Consider the following 18,513-nt stretch of genomic DNA (forward strand, 5'->3'; position numbering starts at 1 on the left):
ATCACTCCTATGGGAGTCAGCACCTATAGGGTACACCCCCCTGTTCCAAAGGCAGTTCCAACCGATAAAGTTAATTAATTAATGGGGTTTATCAATTATAACCGGCCCATTTTAAAAGCGTTTTAACAGAAAACCTTACTGCCCACTTTATTTTAGCCCCAAAGAATCTCATTTTTTTTAATGAAAGCTATAACCCGCTCAATATTTCAATTGCATTGCGTTAAAATTGGCTATTACATCTTCCTTGTCGCCCGTACCCTTAAAAACAAGGTATAGAGCACCGAAATCCTTGGTAGGGGTTACCGGGACAAGGTAATTCATCTTGGCTCCTTTTTCTTTATCAAAATAAGTAAAGGAGGTTTCCCCTATGAGTGTTCCGTTGGGACTATTTTCCCTAATTTCCACTTTTCCACCATACGGATGGTCGGCCCCAAAATACAGGAAAAACTCAATATTTTTTAAGCCTTCCAAGCCTATATCGCTGAATTTTAGATAGGAATCATTTTTAATGGACCCCACTACTTGGTCTCCTTCCACTTCCCAAGTACTCAATCCCCCACTTTTTTCATCGGCATTTTGCCCTTCATACCTTGGGAATTTAAAAACAATTTGATCCCTAACGGAAAGGGAGGATTCCGGTAGTTCCTTACTTCCCTTATCGGTATAGGAGGCCATTAGGACATACTTTCCTTGGCTATTTTTGGCCTGATGGGCCTTAAAACCAACTTCTCCCTCTATGGCCAATAGATTTTCATCCTTCCCAATATCCGTATTTAAGGAAAGTATATAATCCACTATTTTACCAACTTCCGATACCTTTAATTGGGGGTGTGCGGACATCATACTTTCTCCCCAAACCCCGGAGCCCCCTTTAATGATCTTATCGATCAAATAATTTTTGTCCTTGTCCGAATAGCGCGATGCAATTTCTTCGTAGGAAGGCCCGTTCACCTTAACATTTATGGCATGGCAGGCCTTACAGTCCGTATCGTCCATTATCAACCGGCCTTCCGGTATCGTAGTCTGTTGATGTCCAATGGTAGCCTTGACCATATCCTCACCTTCCGGAATATAATTAAAGGTGACCTTTACATCCTTGGGATCTATGGTACCCTCAAGGGTACTTCCATCCTGCTTATCGGTCACAACTACCTTATAGACTACCTTGCGCCCATCCCAATAGGTTTTGTTCTTGGTATCCAATTCTATTTTCAATTCTGGAATATCGTTGCCCACCAATATCTTTTGGGTAGCGATATCCGAGTTTCCGGCTTCATCTTTCACCTTTAGGCGAACGGTATAATTCCCAGGTTTATTGAACGTAAAACTTGGTTCAATGGCGGTATCCTGAACCTCATCAGAAGTAAAATACCATTCATATTGTAGCTTGTCCTTATCAAAATCTTGGGAAGTACTCCCTGAAAAATTTACGGTAAAGGGCTGGGCACCTACCATTTTATCCGAAGTAATCCTGGAAACCGGATTGCGATTACCATTAATATAACTAATCCTGTTTAAGCGGGCATCCATATTTTGGGAATTCCATTTTTGCCCATATTCAAGGACATAAAGGTGGCCATCCGAAGCAAAAAGCATATCCATTGGATGGGAGAACTCGCTACTGGGCATAAAGGGGTCTGCCTTTACATAGTTGTGATCCCCATCCAGTGTTACCACATAGATCCAATCCCTCATCCATTCATACAATAAAACCTTGTTCTCAAAATATTCCGGAAATTTATTGGTAGCATTGGGATAGTTGGAAGCATGATAAATTGGGCCGGCCATGGGGTTCACCCCACCAGACCCCAACCATGGAAATTCCTCGGAAGCCCCATAGGAAAACCAGATCATGGATTCCTGGGCGGGTGGAAGTTCCTTGATTCCGGTATTGTTGGGGGAATCGTTGATCAATTTGGCAGGGTTAAACTTTTCACCGGGAGTTTCCGTAGTAAAATCATAATCATTATAAGCCTGATTATTGCCCCTTGTATAGGGCCATCCCCAATTCCCTGCTTTTCTTGCCTGATCAAATTCCCCCATCCCATGTGGCCCCCTATTGGGATCGCCCTTACCTGCGTCAGGACCTACATCTCCCCAATACACATATCCTGTTTCACTATCTATGGAAAATCTAAACGGGTTTCTACACCCCATTACATATATCTCCGGCCTAGTACCTGGAGTACCTACCGGGAAAAGATTGCCTTCGGGAATGGAATAGGTACCGTCGTCTTCCGGTTTAATCCTCAAAATCTTTCCTCTAAGGTCATTGGCATTGGCGGCGGATTTTTGGGCATCCCATAACGCCCTGCCCTCCCGCTCATCTATTGGCGCAAAGCCCGAAGACTCAAAAGGATTGGTATTGTCTCCCAGACCTATAAATAAATTGCCATCGGGACCAAATTCCAATGCCCCTCCACTATGACAGCATTTACGCAGGGTCGGGATGGTCAATAAGTTCTTTTCAGAGGCAAAATCCAAGGAATCGCCCGCCAAGGTAAATCTGGATATCCGTTGTTCGCTTTTATCCCCGGGTGCGGAATAGAAGAGGTAGATCCAATTGTTTTTTTCATAATCTGGGTCTACCGCAATACCCAACAACCCATCCTCATTACCGTAAAACAAATCCAACTGGGCCAGCTGCCTTGTCTTTTCTTCCTTAAAATCATAGAGTTTCAAGGCTCCCCTGCGCTCAACGAACAATATACCCCTACCCGGTAATTCTTCGATTTCCATGGGCTCGTTCAGGTTAAAATCGAGCACCTTGCGAACGTACCTATTTTCCTCCGGTATCCTTTGGGTCGTTGCCTTGCTGTAATCCAATTGGTCCTTGCCCATAACATAGTCAAGGCCGCCCAAAACATGGTTTAGAAAATCAGGGTTTTCAAAAGTGGCATCGGTATGCCCCATTTCGGTGTAAAAAGACCTTCCCCCGTCATAATCGTGATACCAGGAAATAGGATGGTTTGCCCCATTCTCCCCACCTTCATAGCTGGTCTCATCAATTTCTATCAATACCTTTATATCCGGGTTAATGTCCTTAAAATTGTACCATTCGTCCGACTTCATCCAGGTGTCTGCCATGAAGTTGGTGGCCGGATGGACCTTGTCCACCACCTTCAATCTAGCCTCCTGAATATTGGGATGCCCTTTAAAATAAGCTCCTACCAATTTATTGTACCAAGGCCATCCGTATTCGGTATCCGTTGCTGCATGAATTCCAAAAAATCCCCCACCCGCTTGAATATACCTCTCAAAATCTGCCTGTTGCACCTCATTCAACACATCACCTGTAGTATTCAAAAAGATTACAGCGGCGTACTCCTGTAAAATATCTTCAGTAAAATAGCTAGCATCCTCGGTCGCATCCACGATAAAATCATTTTCAGCACCCAACTTTTTCATTGCTTCTACACCCGCCTCGATAGAACCATGCCTAAATGCTTCAGTTTTACTAAAAACCAATATTTTAGATTCTTTCGAGCTACAGGAACCGAAAAAGGAAACTAGGACAAGCCCAATTAACAACTTCAAAATATTACCCATAATACTAATTAATTTGATACTGATTACTGAATCAAAATGTCCCCTGTGGTAGATTATCCTTTAGCCCACAAATTTTAAAAAACACTTGATCTAAAAACAAATTATACTTATATAAATACTTTTTTTGCCCAAAATTCAATATTCACTACAATAATGCAGCAATTTAAATCATTTGAAAAGAATTTTAAATAAACAGGCAAAAAAATACCAACAAAGCATCCAATTCTTCAATCCAGGCACCTTCCTTTACTATAAGGACTAGCCTTCACAGATTCCTCCTATAAATCCCATTGCACCAACTGAATAATTTTATTCAATATTAATCCAGGCGAAACTGACGGCAAATGTTAAATTTTAATTTTAAGACCGCATTAAAATAATATAATGTGATACATTTAGGGCTTGCAATTCTAGAAACCATATTACCAAATGAAAATCAAAATATCAATCCTCCTTCTTTTTTCCGGATTTGGTCTGTTAGCGCAAGAGCAATTGTCCTTGGAAAATTTAAACCAGTTTAAAGACCCTTCCCAAAATTGGAAAATAGTGGGCGATGTGGTGGCCGACAGGAACATTAGGGTGCATACCCACCAAGATCCTGAACCGGAACCCTTATCCAAAAAGGAAAAACGCAAACAAAAAAAATCGGAAGAAACCATACATCCTATTCACATAGAACCTGGAACCGGTGTTCTGTACAACGATTACAGCTTTACCCAAAAAGACCATCTATTGTCCCAATGGGAGCATGGCGATATAAAGCTGGAGATGGAGGTCTTGATTCCCAATGGGTCCAATTCCGGGATTTATTTGCAGGGCAGGTATGAACTCCAAATAAAGGATAGTTGGGGGGTTAAAAACCCAACCTCCTATGATTTTGGGGGTATCCATAGAAATTGGGAAGAAGCGCCCGACACGAAATTCCTGGGCATTACACCTTTGAGCAATCCGGCCAAAGCCCCTGGTTTGTGGCAAAAGCTTAAAATTCATTTTGAAGCACCAAAATTCAATAATGCCGGGGAAAAAATTGCCAATGCAAAATTTGTTTCCGTGTTCTTGAACGACGTTCTAATTCATAACAACGTAGAAGTGCCACTACCCACAGGAGGCCCTATTTCCACGGTAGAAACCGCCAAGGGTCCGTTAATGATACAAGGGGATCATGGTCCCATGGCCTTTAGAAACATAAAGTACCAACTATTGAAGGAATCCGGAGTCACCCTCTCCAATTTAAGTTATAGGGTGTACAAGGGCGACTTTAATGGCCTGGAAGATCTGGAAACCGCAGAGGCTTCCGAAAAAAAATCCGGGGAGCTAATAGACATCAATGTAGTACACGAAGAAGACCGCTATGGAATTCAATATTCTGGGATCATCAATGTTCCGGAAGCGGGCAATTACATCTTTAGCATAGGTTATACCGGAGGTATTGCCTTTGCCCTAGATGGCAAGGCCATTGCAACCAATAATTCCGCCGATGCCCAGGAAGAATTGGAAGAGATCGTGACCTTATCGGCGGGGGACCACCCATTTAGCTTGACCAATATAAAAAATGCGGGCTGGAGAGCCCCTAGATTGGGACTTTCCATTGCCACACAACATACCAATCCAAGAAACTTTCATGTTTATGATTCCTACCCCCCGAGAATAAGTTCCAGGTCGCCTATTTTGGTCAATGCCGGGGCCGAACCACGGATGCTAAGGGGTTTTGTTAGTTTTGGAGGCAGTCAGGAGCGCCTTTCGCACACCATTGGCGTAGGAACAGTTGAGGGCATAAATTTTGTATATGACATGGGATCCGAAAATCTTGTTGGTATGTGGCGTGGTTCCTTTGTAGATGCCACCCCCATGTGGCACAGTAGGGGCGATGGCTCTTTTAAACCAAATGGTTCCGTCCTCTGGACCTTTTTAAACCAGCCCTTGGCCGCTCTTAACGATTTACAGAGTCCGTTTCCAAAAAAAGGAAGTGCTCTCGAATTTAAACCCGCAGGATATACCATAAACCCTGAAAACGGCCTACCGATATTTAAATACACCTATAAGGATGTTGATGTGGAGAACAGGGTCTACCCCAATGGGAAAAACACCCACATAATTAATGAAGTACATTTCTCCAAGGCGGGGGAGCCCAATTGGTATTATAAGCTTGCATCTGGAAAGGCCAAGAAATTGGCCGACGGGTCCTTTGATATCAATGACCATCAATTCTACGTAAATGTACTATCTGGTCAGGAACCTATCATTAGGGTAGTAAATGATGAAACGGAATTGATCGTTCCGGTAGATGGCCGCACTATTAAGTATGAAATAATCTGGTAAGAATAAGAATATGAAAACTTTTACAAAAAATACAATAAGTGCTATTGGTAAAGTATGTTTCTCAATGATGCTTATTTCGACCACAACCCTATTGGCCCAAAGTGCCCCTACGGAGGATGATTATTTTAGATTGACTACGGTTCCGACCCCCGAAGGGGTGCAGATGGAAGGAGGAGGAGTGCTTTCCCTTCCCAACGGAAATCTTGCCGTATGTACACGCCGTGGTGATGTGTGGATCATCGAAAATCCGTCCATGGCCAATGGGCTATCCCCGACATTTAAAAAATTTGCCGCGGGCCTGCACGAACCTTTAGGATTGGCCTATCATGACCAAGCCCTCTATACTGCGCAAAGAGGGGAACTGACCAAACTGATCGATACCAATGGCGATGACATTGCGGATGAATACAGGACCATCTATGCCTGGCCGGTTTCCACACACTATCACGAATATTCCTTTGGCCCTGTATTGGCTCCCGATAATTCCTTTTTTGTGACCGCCAATGTGGCTTTTGGCGATGAAGAATGGTGGAGAGGGGAAAGCAGGGTACCCTGGAGGGCTTGGACCATGAAAATTACAGAGGATGGCAAAATGGAACCATGGGCTACCGGAATGCGGTCCCCGGCAGGTTACGGCTTGGTAGACGGTGAATTGTTTTACACGGACAACCAAGGGGACTGGGTAGGTTCCGGTGCCATATGGCATCTTCCCAAAGGAGCATTTGCCGGACATCCTGCCGGACTTAGATGGACCGGCCACCAGGATTCCCCCATTACACTAACGGAGGAAGAATTTTATAGCAAATTGGACAAAAGGCAGGTCAAAGTAAATGGCCGTTATGTAAAACCGGAAAACATCATGGATGAAGAAGATCCCGCCTTTGCCTACGAAATAAAAAAATCCTTCCCAGAATTAAAATTACCGGCGGTAATATTGCCCCACGGCATTCTGGGCATATCCAATTCCGAAATCAAGGTCGATGAAACCAAGGGCAAATTTGGCCCGTTCGAAGGTCAACTATTGGTCGGCGACATGGGACAAAGCAAGATTATGAGGGTGGTACTGGAAAAGGTAAAAGGAGAGTACCAGGGAGTGGCCTTCGATTTTAGAACGGGTTTTCAGTCCGGGGTAATGCGCATGGATTTCGACAACGAAGGAAGGCTCTTCGTAGGGGAAACCAACAGAGGTTGGGGTTCTGCCGGCACTACCAATTCCGGCCTGGAATATTTAACTTGGACAGGGCGTACCCCTTTTGAGATGAAAACCGTGAACGTCAAGCCGGACGGATTTGAAATTGAATTTACAATGCCCGTGGACAAGGCATCGGCAGAGGACCTGGATTCCTATTTCGGCAAAAGCTACATTTACAAATATCATGCAGCTTACGGCAGTCCGCAGACCAATATTGAGGAAATCAGGATAAAAGGGGTGAAAGTGAGCGATGATGGCATGAAAGTTCGCGTTGTCATCGACAATATGAGGCCGTACTATGTTCACGAAATTATGCTGCCGGGCGTAAAGGCCAAAGAATCCGGGAACACCATTCTTCATCCCACCCTGTATTACACCTTGAATAATATTCCCGAAGGAAGCGTACTTCCCTTATCAGAACTCTCCATCAAACGAAGTAGTTTGTTAAAGAAAGCGGTCAACATTAAGAAAGCGGCACCAAAAAAACCAACGGTAACGGACAAGGTGTTGTCTGATGCCGAAGTACAGCCACTTTTGATGACCAATACCTGCGTGGCCTGCCACCATAAGGATAAAAGGGTCATAGGACCCTCCTTTACCGAAATTGCAAAACGCAATTACAATAATGAAAAAATAGTGGAACTAATTTATAACCCGCAGCCCAAAAATTGGCCGGAATATGCCACCCCAATGGCACCTATGCCCCATGTCCCAAAAGAAGAGGCCCTTAAAATTGCAGGGTGGATCAATTCCTTGAAGAAATAAGCCTTAATCACATCAAAAAAAGAGCGGTTCAATAATGTTGTTGAACCGCTCTTTTCTTTTTGCAATACAGTACTACTCTTTAATGTTCAGCCAAGTAATACTTCCATTTTCAACACCTTTTGCAAGTTCAGGAAATTCCACCAACAATGCCTTTGCTTCGTTCAAATTAGAGTGGAAACAACAGAGAGCGGCCGCCTTTTTCTCTGCCATAGTATCACTGGCAAACAGTCGCTTCATATCCTTTAAGAGTTTTTCGTCCATAAAATTGCCCACCGGCCTCCAAAAGCAGGGATCTATTTCCCTGGATGCCGCCCAACGTTCATGTGCATAATCCGATATAATCCTAGTAAGCTCCTTGTTCGCTCTCTTCTCTACCTGTACGATCTTATTTAGGTTCTGCTGCATAAATGCTGCCTTCAGGTACATTTGGTTCCATTGCTGTTCATTAAAATAAAGTGCAGGATAAGGATTGTTTAATGCTATTGCATCAAAAACGGTGGAGATATTGGTCCTAAGGGCTTCGACAGCCTGAACTTTATAGTTTTCGGGATGGGGCAACAATACCAAGAATTTAAGAAAGGTTTCAAGTTCGCTCTTGTCCGCCACTTCTATGATATTGGCCACCTTGGCCTTAAAAAAGTCTTCCTTGGCCTCCAACACCTTGTACAACAAGTAAATCCTGGCCATCTGTTGCAGGTTTGCCCCCTGGACTTCCAGATACCCCTTCAATTCCTTATCATCCAATAAAAGGGACATCTCCTTATCCGATCTAATTTTGGTGGGCACCAAGCTATAGGTAAGATATAAATCCTTGGTGGACTCCGATTCCACAATGTCATCAATTTTTGACAACAGCCATTGCCTATTTTCGTTATCCACATTATCCTCCAAGATTTTCAGAAGCTGGAAACCAATATTTTTAAATAACATAATTACAATATATTTATCAAGTGTTAAACCATAAGTTTTAATACAACATGCAACAGGCCCAAAAGCAATTAAATACTGCCCAAAGTCATCAAAGCAGGCTTAAATATAAAACTATATCAGCATTAATTACCTTGCATTATGGTATTCTTTCTATTTTTGAAATAGAAAAATACGCTATGTTAGGTTTAAAGTTGCCCACAGACCCAAGATGGGTCAATATTGTTGAGAAAAATATCGATGAAATTTTGACCGATCATGCCTATTGCGAACAAAAGGCGGCAAGCACGGCCATTTCACTTATTGTCAGCTTTCCGGAGTATACCGAACTTACCCAAGAAATGATAGCGTTGTCCAGGGAGGAAATGGGACATTTCAAAATGGTCCACGACCGCATATTGGCCCGTGGCAAAACCTTGGGCAGGGACAGGAAGGACGAATATGTTGTTGCCTTGTTGAAGTTTTTCCCAAAAGGAGGTAGCAGAACTTCCCAATTGGTGCACCGGTTGTTATATGCCGCACTAATCGAGGCCCGCAGTTGTGAACGCTTTAGGTTGCTATCCGAGCAATTAGAGGATAAGGAGCTGGCCGATTTTTACCATAAACTCATGATCAGTGAGGCCGGACATTTCACCATGTTTCTAAATTTTGCCCGTACGTATGGAGATCGGAAGGAAGTGGACCAAAAATGGGATGCATTGTTATCTTACGAGGCCACCATTATGAAAGATCTGGGCAATAAAGAAACCGTTCACGGCTAAATCCACTTCTTCCGGCACAATATTTTTAAAATCCTTATTCTGCTATAAAATTCCTAATTCTGTGACATGGTACAGGGTTTTATAGCCCGTCCCATGGCAGCGCATATTTACCTATTTGTAGAAAAAACCTTTTACTAAGAATTCAATTTATTGAGGTAATAATCATAGGTCTCAAACTGTGAACGCACTTTCGGATTATTGTTCTTTCTGTAGGCATTATCGTGCCTTTCCGAAAACATCCTTGCCTTTACGTTGTCCCTCCAAGAAATATCAAAAGTATCCAAAAGTTCCTGTTTAATATCCGTATCATAAATCGGAACCCCTACCTCAACACGATAATCCAGATTTCTCGTCATCCAATCGGCCGAGGATATATACACCTTGGAATTGCCATCGTTTCCAAAAATGAAGACTCTTGGATGCTCCAAAAATTTATCCACAATACTAATGGCCTCTATGTTCTCGCTCATCCCCTTAACCCCTGGCACCAAACAGCAGATTCCCCTGATGATCAATTGAATTTTTACCCCGGCCCTACTTGCCTCATAAAGCTTATCTACCATTTTATAGGAAGTAAAGCTGTTCATTTTTATCTTAATATAGGCCTCTTTGCCCGCCTTGGCATTTTGAATTTCCTTATCGATCAACTTCTTGAACACATTTTTGGTATAGTGGGGAGAAACTACCAGATGCTTGTATTTATTGATCTTATAGGTAGTCTCAAAGAAATCGAAAACCTTGTTCAATTCCTTCAATATCCCATCATGTGCCGTAAAAAGGGTATAATCCGTATAAATACGGGCCGTAGATTCATTAAAGTTTCCAGTACTGATAAACCCATAGCGCTTAATTTCCATACCTTCCTCCCGCTCTACCAAACATATTTTACTGTGCACCTTTAGGCCACGGACACCGAATATGAGTTTTACCCCTTCTGCCTGTAACTGTTCCGCATATTCAATATTGGCCTGTTCGTCGAACCTGGCCTGCAATTCTATCTGTACCGTAACGTGTTTTCCATTTTTTACGGCGTTGATCAAGGAGGCCGCTACTTGGGAGTTATCCGCCAATCTATAAACCGTAATCTTGATATTTTTCACTTTGGGATCAAGGGCGGCCTCCCTTAAAAATTTAATAATGTAGGAAAAGGTCTGATAGGGGGTATATTGCAGGAAATCCTTTTCCGATATCCGTTCAAAAAGGCTGCCCTCCATTGAAATTCCCTTTACGGGAAGGGGAGTGATCTTGTCGTACATCAAATCATTTCTTCCCAGACTGGGAAAGCCCATATAGTCCCGTCTATTGTGATATCTACCCCCGGGAATTACACTATCCGTATCCTCAATATCCATTTTTTCCTTTAAGAAATCGAGGGTATCCTTCCCAATGCCCTTGTCGTACACAAAACGTACGGGATCACTTATTTTCCGGTGCTCCACACTGGAAGAAATTTTTTCGATAAAGCTCTTGCTCAGGTCGTTGTCCATATCCAATTCGGCATCGCGGGTAATTTTGATCATATGTGCCGATATGGATTCATAGTCGAACATATTGAATATACTTCCCAAACAATACCTGATAAGATCATCCAGGATAATGATATAATTCTTATCGCCCTCCTTTGGCAAAACCACAAAACGATCAATGCCTTTCGGAATTTCGATAAGTGCATATCGTATTTCCTTGACATTGGATTTGCCGCCGGGCTGTTTCTTTAATATTAATTTTACCGCCAGATAGGCCGCAGTATCCTTCAGCATGGGGAAGCCGGCCAAATCGTTCAAAATAATGGTCATCAGGACCGGGCTGACCTTTTCGATGAAATAATTTTTAATAAAGGAACATTGGGACTCCGTTATTTTTTTTTCGTTGATCAAAAAAATATTCTGGGCTTCCAATTCCTTTTCGATATCGCTCAAAATTTTTAAGCTTTTGGTCTGTTGCTTAATTACGATCTCTGTAATTTCCTCCAGAAGATCCTTTGCCGTTTCCCCGCCCAAAACACTTTTCCCCGTTCTCCCGGCTTCTAAAATCCTTTTAACGGTGGCATACCTTACCTTAAAAAACTCGTCCAAATTATTGGAAAATATCCCTAAAAATCGGAGTCGCTCTATCAATGGAACATTCTTGTCCGCACTTTCCTGTAAAACCCTCTCATTAAAACTTAACCAACTAATTTCTCTGTTTATATATTGATTTTTACTCTTGATCATTCTTTTAATTGTTTTGGAAAAAGTGTCCGTACCGTAGTTCCTTTAGTCACGGCACTCCAATCGTTTGTGTCAAATTTTAATTGTACCAGCCCGCTAGTGGGAACATTGTCAATATACATGTTTCCTAGGGAATTGGCAATATGCGTAAAGGCTTCGTTGTGTCCAAAAATAATAACCGTATCCTTATCATTGTTCAATGCTTTTATAAATTGGTGTACTTCTTCCCCTGAAAAATCATAAAGTTCGTTGGACAGCCCAAATTTTGTAAATGGAAAGCTTATGGCCCTCAAAAAAATCATAGCCGTGTGCAAAGCCCTGTTGGCCGGACTGGAATAAGCGGCGTCAATAGGTACAATATTGGACAAAAACTGCTTAGCCACCTTATTTACATCCATTATACCCCTCTCCATTAGGGGTCTGTCCCTGTCCGAAACATTATATTCCCAAGAGGATTTACCGTGCCTTACCAATATTACCGTTTTCATACATTTATTTTTACCGTTTTTAATGGTCACACCAGTCCCGACAAAGTCATTCTGGCGGGTGCAACCTCCGCGCGTGCCGGTTCGAAAGGGTTTAATGATTTAAATAATCATTGCTATTTGTGCTTAAGGATTACATTAAATATGGCGGTTTCATCTGTTGCCGTTCATTGTTTTTAATCGGTCAGGCCTGCCCTGCTTCTTCGTTCCCGTCCGTACCGGAACGGGCGGACAGGCCGGTAAAATGGCCTACACCATCCTATTCAAATCCAAGTGGCTCTCCAAGCCTTACGGAGCCAACCTTTCCATTTTCCAATCGTAATTGGGCTGTAAGCTATAGCGTATCCTGTCGTGCAATCTATTGGGCCGTCCCTGCCAGAATTCCAAGGAAATAGGCTTTACTATATACCCGCCCCAATACCGGGGGCGTTCTATCTCCTTATTTTCATATTCCCTCTCCAAATCCCTTAGTTTCCCCTCCAAATAATCCCTATCGGGAACCACCTCGCTCTGTTTGGACACTATGGCGCCCAGTTTACTGCCATAGGGTCGGGATTCAAAATAACCGTCCGATAAATTTTCAGCTATTTTCTCCGCACTTCCCTTAATAATTATCTGTCTTTCCATATGGGGCCAAAAAAAAGATATGCAAACATGGGGATTTTGGTCAATGGCCCTCCCCTTTTCACTTTCATAATTAGTATAAAAAATAAAACCTTCATAGGTGTACTTTTTCAACAAGACCACCCTGTTCTTTGGAAACCCGTCCAAACCAATGGTAGAGACCGTCATGGCGTTGGGTTCATCCACCCTGTCGGAGGCCTCGACCTCAAAGAACCATTTTTGAAATAACTCTATAGGGTTCTCCGGAACAAGCTCTTCCGTAAGGGAGCTTTTTTCATAGGATTTCCTGTAATTCCCTAGGTCTTTTTGCATGTGTTCCCTTGGATATTGTTAGTGTGAAAAATTACTGTACAAAATTGCATAAAACAAACTGAATCACGAAAAGTAAGTGCAATTTTTTTAACCCCTGAAAACCATGGGAAGACCGATATAGAATCCATCCAAAAACTTTTATGTGCCTAAGGGAATTATGACTAAACTTCATTAATGCCATACATCTTCCATAGGCACCAAAATAATCTTGATCTCTTTGGGCTATAGATCAAACTCCTTGCCGTCGTCCGCCAATTCCACCTTTGGAAATATGGTCATGGCTTCCTCCTTAAAAAGGTCCAAGGATTGATATCTAGTTGAAAAATGTCCCAATATCAACAATCCTACATCGGCTTCCCTAGCTATGGTAGCGGCCTCTTTGGCGGTGGAATGTTTTGTTTTTGGGGCCAATTTTTTTTCGGTATCCAAGAAGGTGGCCTCATGATATAGCACGTCCACATTTCGGATCCATGAAATTATTTTTGTTGAAAAGGCCGTATCACTACAAAAAGCATAACTTTTGGGAGCGGGAGGATCAAATGTCAATTCAGTATTGGAAATAACACTATTATTATCCAAAACAATGTCTTTGCCGTTCTTGATATTCTGAAAATAACATTTGTCTATTTTGTATTTGGCAACTGCCTTAACATTTAATTTCCGTTCGCCCCACTGCTCCCTAAATAGAAAACCATTGGTGTAAATCCTGTGTTCCAAGGGAATTGTGGTTATGGACACCTTGTCATCCACATAAATTTTTTCGGGCTCCATAGAGGTCAATTCGTGAAAGATAAGTGGGTAATTGGTCCAGGAATCGCCCAATTTGAGAAATAGGGTAATGGCCTCCTTGATTCCTTTTGGACCATATATATGCAGTTCGTTGGTCCTGCCCAATAGCCTAAAGGTAGATATTAATCCCGGCAATCCAAAAAAATGATCACCATGCAAATGCGATATTAAAATATGATTGATACGGGAAAATTTTATTTTGCTCTTTCGCAACTGTACCTGTGTGCCTTCACCACAATCTATTAAAAACAATTGATTTTTAATCTCAAGTACTTGTGAAGTTGGATTGTTCAAAGATCTTGGAGTTGCGGCATAACAACCCAATACGGTTAGTTTCATATCAATGAAATATTGAGAGTGGAAAATGGAGGATTATCCCCCTACAATCTTTAAAGGCCAACAAATAAACTGGCCATTACTTTAAATAAAATCTTTCTTCCACTATCCCTTATAAATTATAAAATCTTAAAGTTCCAATTCCCTTTCAATCTCTTCCATCTCTATGATATCCTTGGCCTCCTGAACGGTAGGTACCACACAGATACTATCCGGAACCTCATCATAGGATACTTTTCCAGTTACCAGAACAAAGGATTTATTGGTTTTTCGATGGGTATCGGAGAGTTCCAAAAATTCCAAAACGTCGTTGGAGGTCAGTTTTGAAAATGAGAAAAGATTCACAATAATATGATCGTTCTTGATCTTAGGATACATTTCCCTAAAATTGTCCAAGAACTTATTTAATGAGATATTTTCCTGAAGAACCGTGGTTACATTTCCCTCTTTATCCAAAATCATAGGCCTATTATTTAATTTTTGACGCCAACAAATAAATCACTGCCATACGGATGGCAACCCCATTTTCTACCTGGTTCAATATAATGGATTGTTTTGAATCCGCTACATCACTGGTTATTTCCACTCCGCGATTAATAGGACCGGGGTGCATAATTACAATTTCCTTGTCCAAACTATTCAATAGGGCCTTATTGACCCCAAACTGTTGGGTGTACTCCCTTGTGGTAGGGAAATAGCTAATATCCAGTCGCTCATTCTGAATACGCAGCATATTGGCAACATCGCACCAGTTCAATGCCTTGCGCAAATTGGTCTCTACGGTAACCCCCAAGGATTCTATATGCTTGGGCATTAGGGTCTTAGGTCCGCAAACCTTTACGTTGGCCCCCTGCAATTGCAGGGCAAAAATATTGGAAAGTGCCACCCGTGAATGAAGGATATCCCCCACAATGACCACATTTTTACCGGCCACATCCCCTAACTTTTCCCTAATGGAGTAGGAATCCAACAAGGCTTGGGTAGGGTGCTCATGGGCCCCATCCCCTGCATTGACAATAGCCGCCTTAACATGCTTGGAAAGGAATATTCCAGCTCCAGGGTTGGGATGGCGCATAACCACCATATCTACCTTCATGGAAAGGATATTGTTTACGGTATCTATCAAGGTCTCCCCTTTTTTTACGGAAGATTGTGCCGCGGAAAAATTAATTACGTCGGCGGACAACCTTTTTTCCGCTAACTCAAAAGAAAGTCGGGTACGGGTACTGTTTTCAAAAAATATATTGGCTATGGTGATATCGCGTAGGGAAGGGACTTTTTTGATAGAGCGGTTGATCACTTCCTTAAAATGGTCTGCCGTTTCAAAAATGAGCTGAATATCCGATTCCTTCAGATATTTGATTCCCAACAAGTGTTTTACACTTAATTCGCCCATACCTATGTCTTTACTAAATATATAACGTCCTCCCCATCATTTTCCTCCCACATTACCTTAACTTTTTCTCCATTAATGGCATCTACCTGCCTCCCCCTATAATTGGGCTGTATGGGTAAATGCCTGCTAAAGCGCCTGTCGATAAGCGTTAACAATTCAATTTCCAAAGGCCTTCCAAAAGATTGTATGGCCGTTAGGGCCGCCCTTATACTCCTCCCGGTATAAAGCACATCATCCACAAAAACCACCTTCCTATCCTCTACAAGAAAATCGATTTTGGTCTTGTTGGCTTCCAAAGTCTTATCGCCCCTCCTAAAATCGTCCCGATAAAATGTGATGTCCAAAAATCCCAGATCTATTTTTTTTATCCCATAATCCTCTTTAAGGATTTTGGCGAGGCGGGAGGCCAAAAATATCCCTCTAGGCTGTATCCCTATTAACACGGTATTCTTAAAATCGAGATGGTTTTCTAATAATTGGCAGGCCAAGCGATGCAGGATAATATTTATTTCTTTGGAAGAAAGTAATACTTTTTGACTCATAGATGATTTGGCCAATGCTTTTGAACTACAAAAATAGGGATTTCTATTTAATATTATGGATTGTATCGGAGTTTAAAGTTTGACTTAGTATTCAGTACATAGTATTAAGATTGAAGAGTCAGTAGGCAGTGGCAGTTGGCAGGAGGGGGCTGGTTCAAGATTTCAGGTTTCAAGTTCTGTACATTGATAAATTAACTAATTAGTACATTGCCAGATTAATACATTATTTAATTACCACATTGTTCCATTAATTAAAGGTACAAAGTGTTCCCTCTTGAGAGAGCCTGTCCCCCTTTTTTTTTGCGGGAGGCTAGGGGTGTGTATGGGTGGGGATTGAGTATTATTATATTGATAAATTAACTAATTGGTACATTTATACATTAATACATTGCCAAGTGCACCCTCAATAAAAAAGCCCTGACAAATGCCAGGGCTCCTTTATATAAATAATTTGAAAGCTTACTTCTTTTTCTTGTCGTTGGCTTCCATTTTATCTTTCAACGCTTGCAATGCTTCGTTGGCATCACCTATAGTAGGCTTGGCTTCATCGGCAGAGGCCGCAGCTTTTTTAACGGCAGCTTTTACATTGCGCTGTTCCTCTTCCCTAAAGATAGCGGTATGGCTAGCAACGACCCTTTTGAATTCTTTATTGAACTCAATGATCTTGAACTCGGCCTCTTCTCCTTTTACCAATTTCTTGCCATCCTCTTTTTCCAAATGACGGGTTGGTACGAAGGCTACGATATCCTCGTTAAAATCTATAGTTGCACCCTTATCCACTATTTCGGCGATAGTTCCTTTGTGAACCGTATCCAATGCAAATTCGGTTTCGTACTTGTCCCAAGGATTTTCCGTAGTCTGTTTGTGTCCCAAACTTAGTTTACGACCTTCAACATCCAATTCCAATACTTCCACTTCCAAAGTATCGCCTACGGTTACAAATTCGGATGGATGCTTAATTTTCTTGGTCCAAGAAAGATCGGAGATGTAGATCAACCCGTCTATTCCTTCTTCCAATTCAACAAACACACCAAAGTTGGTGAAATTACGAACAATACCCTTATGCTTGGAGCCTACTGGGTATTTGCTGGTGATATCGGTCCATGGATCCGGAGTCAGTTGCTTAATTCCTAAGGACATTTTACGGTCTTCCCTATCCAAGGTCAATACCACTGCTTCTACCTCGTCCCCAACTTTTACGAAATCCTGTGCGGAACGTAAATGTGTAGACCAGGACATTTCAGAAACGTGGATCAATCCTTCAACACCTTCTGCAACTTCTATGAATGCACCGTAGTCGGCAATAACCACTACCTTGCCTTTAACTTTGTCCCCTATTTTAATGTCTTCGCTAAGCGCATCCCAAGGATGTTTCTCCAATTGCTTAAGCCCTAACTGGATCCTGGATTTGTTCTCATCAAAATCAAGGATAACAACATTCAGTTTCTGATCCAATTCCACCACTTCATTTGGATGGTTGATCCTGCTCCATGAAAGATCGGTAATATGTACCAATCCGTCCACCCCACCAAGATCTATAAAGACACCGTAAGAAGTAATGTTTTTAACAACACCTTCAAGCACCTGTCCTTTTTCCAATTGCCCGATGATCTCTTTTTTCTGTTCTTCGATATCGGCTTCGATCAACGCCTTGTGCGAAACCACTACGTTCTTGAATTCGTGGTTTATCTTGACCACTTTGAATTCCATAGTTTTATTTACATATTGGTCGTAATCACGGATCGGCTTAACATCTATTTGCGAGCCTGGCAAAAACGCCTCGATGCCAAAAACATCTACGATCATACCTCCTTTGGTCCTGCACTTCACAAAACCGCTAACAATCTCCTCTTTGTCATGGGCCGCATTTACACGGTCCCAAGCCATAATGGTTCTTGCCTTTCTGTGGGAAAGCACCAACTGCCCGCTCTTATCCTCACGGATATCGATCAACACCTCTACCTTATCGCCAACCTTTAGGTCCGGATTGTATCGGAATTCGTTCAAGGAAATAACCCCTTCGGATTTGGCATTGATATCAATAATGGCCTCACGTTCTGTAAGGTACACTACTGTTCCCTGTACTACTTCTTCGTCTGCAGTATCTACAAAGTTTTCAGCGACCAAGTTTTCAAACTCCTTTAATTTGGAATCATCAACGCGCTCTATTCCTTGCTCGTACTTGTCCCAATCAAAATTTTCCAAAAATTCTTTTGGATCCTGCGCCTGGGCTTCTACTTTTGTTTCTTGTGTAGCTTCGGTAGTTTCATCTACCTCAACCGTTGTTTTTTCTTCAGCCATTTGCT

The 18,513-nt window shown here is 42.1% G+C and carries 13 protein-coding genes; 3 read left to right on the forward strand and 10 right to left on the reverse strand.

The genetic code is table 11. The features are described 5' to 3' along the window. Positions 1-198 precede the first annotated feature (198 nt). The gene (locus D0S24_RS16410) at positions 199-3,549 is read right to left on the reverse strand and encodes a ThuA domain-containing protein (protein ID WP_117020913.1); all 3,351 of its coding nucleotides are present in this window, start codon (positions 3,547-3,549) and stop codon (positions 199-201) included. A 429-nt stretch (positions 3,550-3,978) separates the two neighbouring features. Between D0S24_RS16410 and D0S24_RS16415 the strand changes: the two genes are divergently transcribed. Then, positions 3,979-5,868: a family 16 glycoside hydrolase gene (locus D0S24_RS16415; protein ID WP_117020914.1), complete on the forward strand. Its 1,890-nt coding sequence runs from the start codon at positions 3,979-3,981 to the stop codon at positions 5,866-5,868. 10 nt (positions 5,869-5,878) lie between these two features. Next, positions 5,879-7,825 carry a hypothetical protein gene (locus D0S24_RS16420; RefSeq protein WP_117020915.1) on the forward strand — a complete coding sequence of 649 codons (1,947 nt, stop codon included), beginning with the start codon at positions 5,879-5,881 and terminating at the stop codon, positions 7,823-7,825. 72 nt (positions 7,826-7,897) lie between these two features. On the opposite strand, the gene D0S24_RS16425 is transcribed toward D0S24_RS16420, so the two are convergent. Next, the gene (locus D0S24_RS16425) at positions 7,898-8,755 is read right to left on the reverse strand and encodes an EboA domain-containing protein (RefSeq protein WP_117020916.1); all 858 of its coding nucleotides are present in this window, start codon (positions 8,753-8,755) and stop codon (positions 7,898-7,900) included. 176 nt (positions 8,756-8,931) lie between these two features. Here D0S24_RS16425 and D0S24_RS16430 point away from each other — a divergent pair, with 176 nt between their 5' ends. After that, positions 8,932-9,513, forward strand: a complete 582-nt coding sequence (locus tag D0S24_RS16430) for a tRNA-(ms[2]io[6]A)-hydroxylase (protein WP_117021070.1) — start codon at positions 8,932-8,934, stop codon at positions 9,511-9,513. Positions 9,514-9,647: 134 nt separating this feature from the next. On the opposite strand, the gene ppk1 is transcribed toward D0S24_RS16430, so the two are convergent. The 8 genes from ppk1 to rpsA form a co-directional block, all read right to left on the reverse strand. Next, positions 9,648-11,726 (reverse strand): polyphosphate kinase 1, encoded by a 2,079-nt coding sequence (gene ppk1 / locus D0S24_RS16435; protein WP_117020917.1) that lies wholly within the window; start codon positions 11,724-11,726, stop codon positions 9,648-9,650. Beyond that, complete coding sequence (locus tag D0S24_RS16440) at positions 11,723-12,211, reverse strand: histidine phosphatase family protein (protein ID WP_117020918.1); 489 nt, start codon at positions 12,209-12,211, stop codon at positions 11,723-11,725. Before D0S24_RS16440 ends, ppk1 begins: the two co-directional genes overlap by 4 nt. Positions 12,212-12,496: 285 nt before the next feature. Next, a complete protein-coding gene (pdxH, locus tag D0S24_RS16445) occupies positions 12,497-13,144 on the reverse strand; it encodes a pyridoxamine 5'-phosphate oxidase (protein ID WP_117020919.1) in 648 nt (215 codons plus the stop codon). Between the two features lie 222 nt (positions 13,145-13,366). Next, positions 13,367-14,272 (reverse strand): ribonuclease Z, encoded by a 906-nt coding sequence (locus tag D0S24_RS16450; protein WP_117020920.1) that lies wholly within the window; start codon positions 14,270-14,272, stop codon positions 13,367-13,369. A 126-nt stretch (positions 14,273-14,398) separates the two neighbouring features. Beyond that, positions 14,399-14,731 carry a ribonuclease Z gene (locus D0S24_RS16455; RefSeq protein WP_117020921.1) on the reverse strand — a complete coding sequence of 111 codons (333 nt, stop codon included), beginning with the start codon at positions 14,729-14,731 and terminating at the stop codon, positions 14,399-14,401. A 7-nt stretch (positions 14,732-14,738) separates the two neighbouring features. Further along, on the reverse strand, positions 14,739-15,665 hold the full coding sequence (locus D0S24_RS16460; RefSeq protein WP_117020922.1) for an aspartate carbamoyltransferase catalytic subunit: 927 nt from the start codon (positions 15,663-15,665) through the stop codon (positions 14,739-14,741). A gap of 2 nt (positions 15,666-15,667) precedes the next feature. Next, positions 15,668-16,207 carry a bifunctional pyr operon transcriptional regulator/uracil phosphoribosyltransferase PyrR gene (pyrR, locus tag D0S24_RS16465; RefSeq protein ID WP_117020923.1) on the reverse strand — a complete coding sequence of 180 codons (540 nt, stop codon included), beginning with the start codon at positions 16,205-16,207 and terminating at the stop codon, positions 15,668-15,670. A gap of 459 nt (positions 16,208-16,666) precedes the next feature. Next, positions 16,667-18,508 (reverse strand): 30S ribosomal protein S1, encoded by a 1,842-nt coding sequence (gene rpsA / locus D0S24_RS16470; protein WP_117020924.1) that lies wholly within the window; start codon positions 18,506-18,508, stop codon positions 16,667-16,669. Positions 18,509-18,513: the final 5 nt, after the last annotated feature.

It is taken from the genome of Arenibacter sp. P308M17 (assembly GCF_003426735.1).
GTDB lineage: Bacteria > Bacteroidota > Bacteroidia > Flavobacteriales > Flavobacteriaceae > Arenibacter.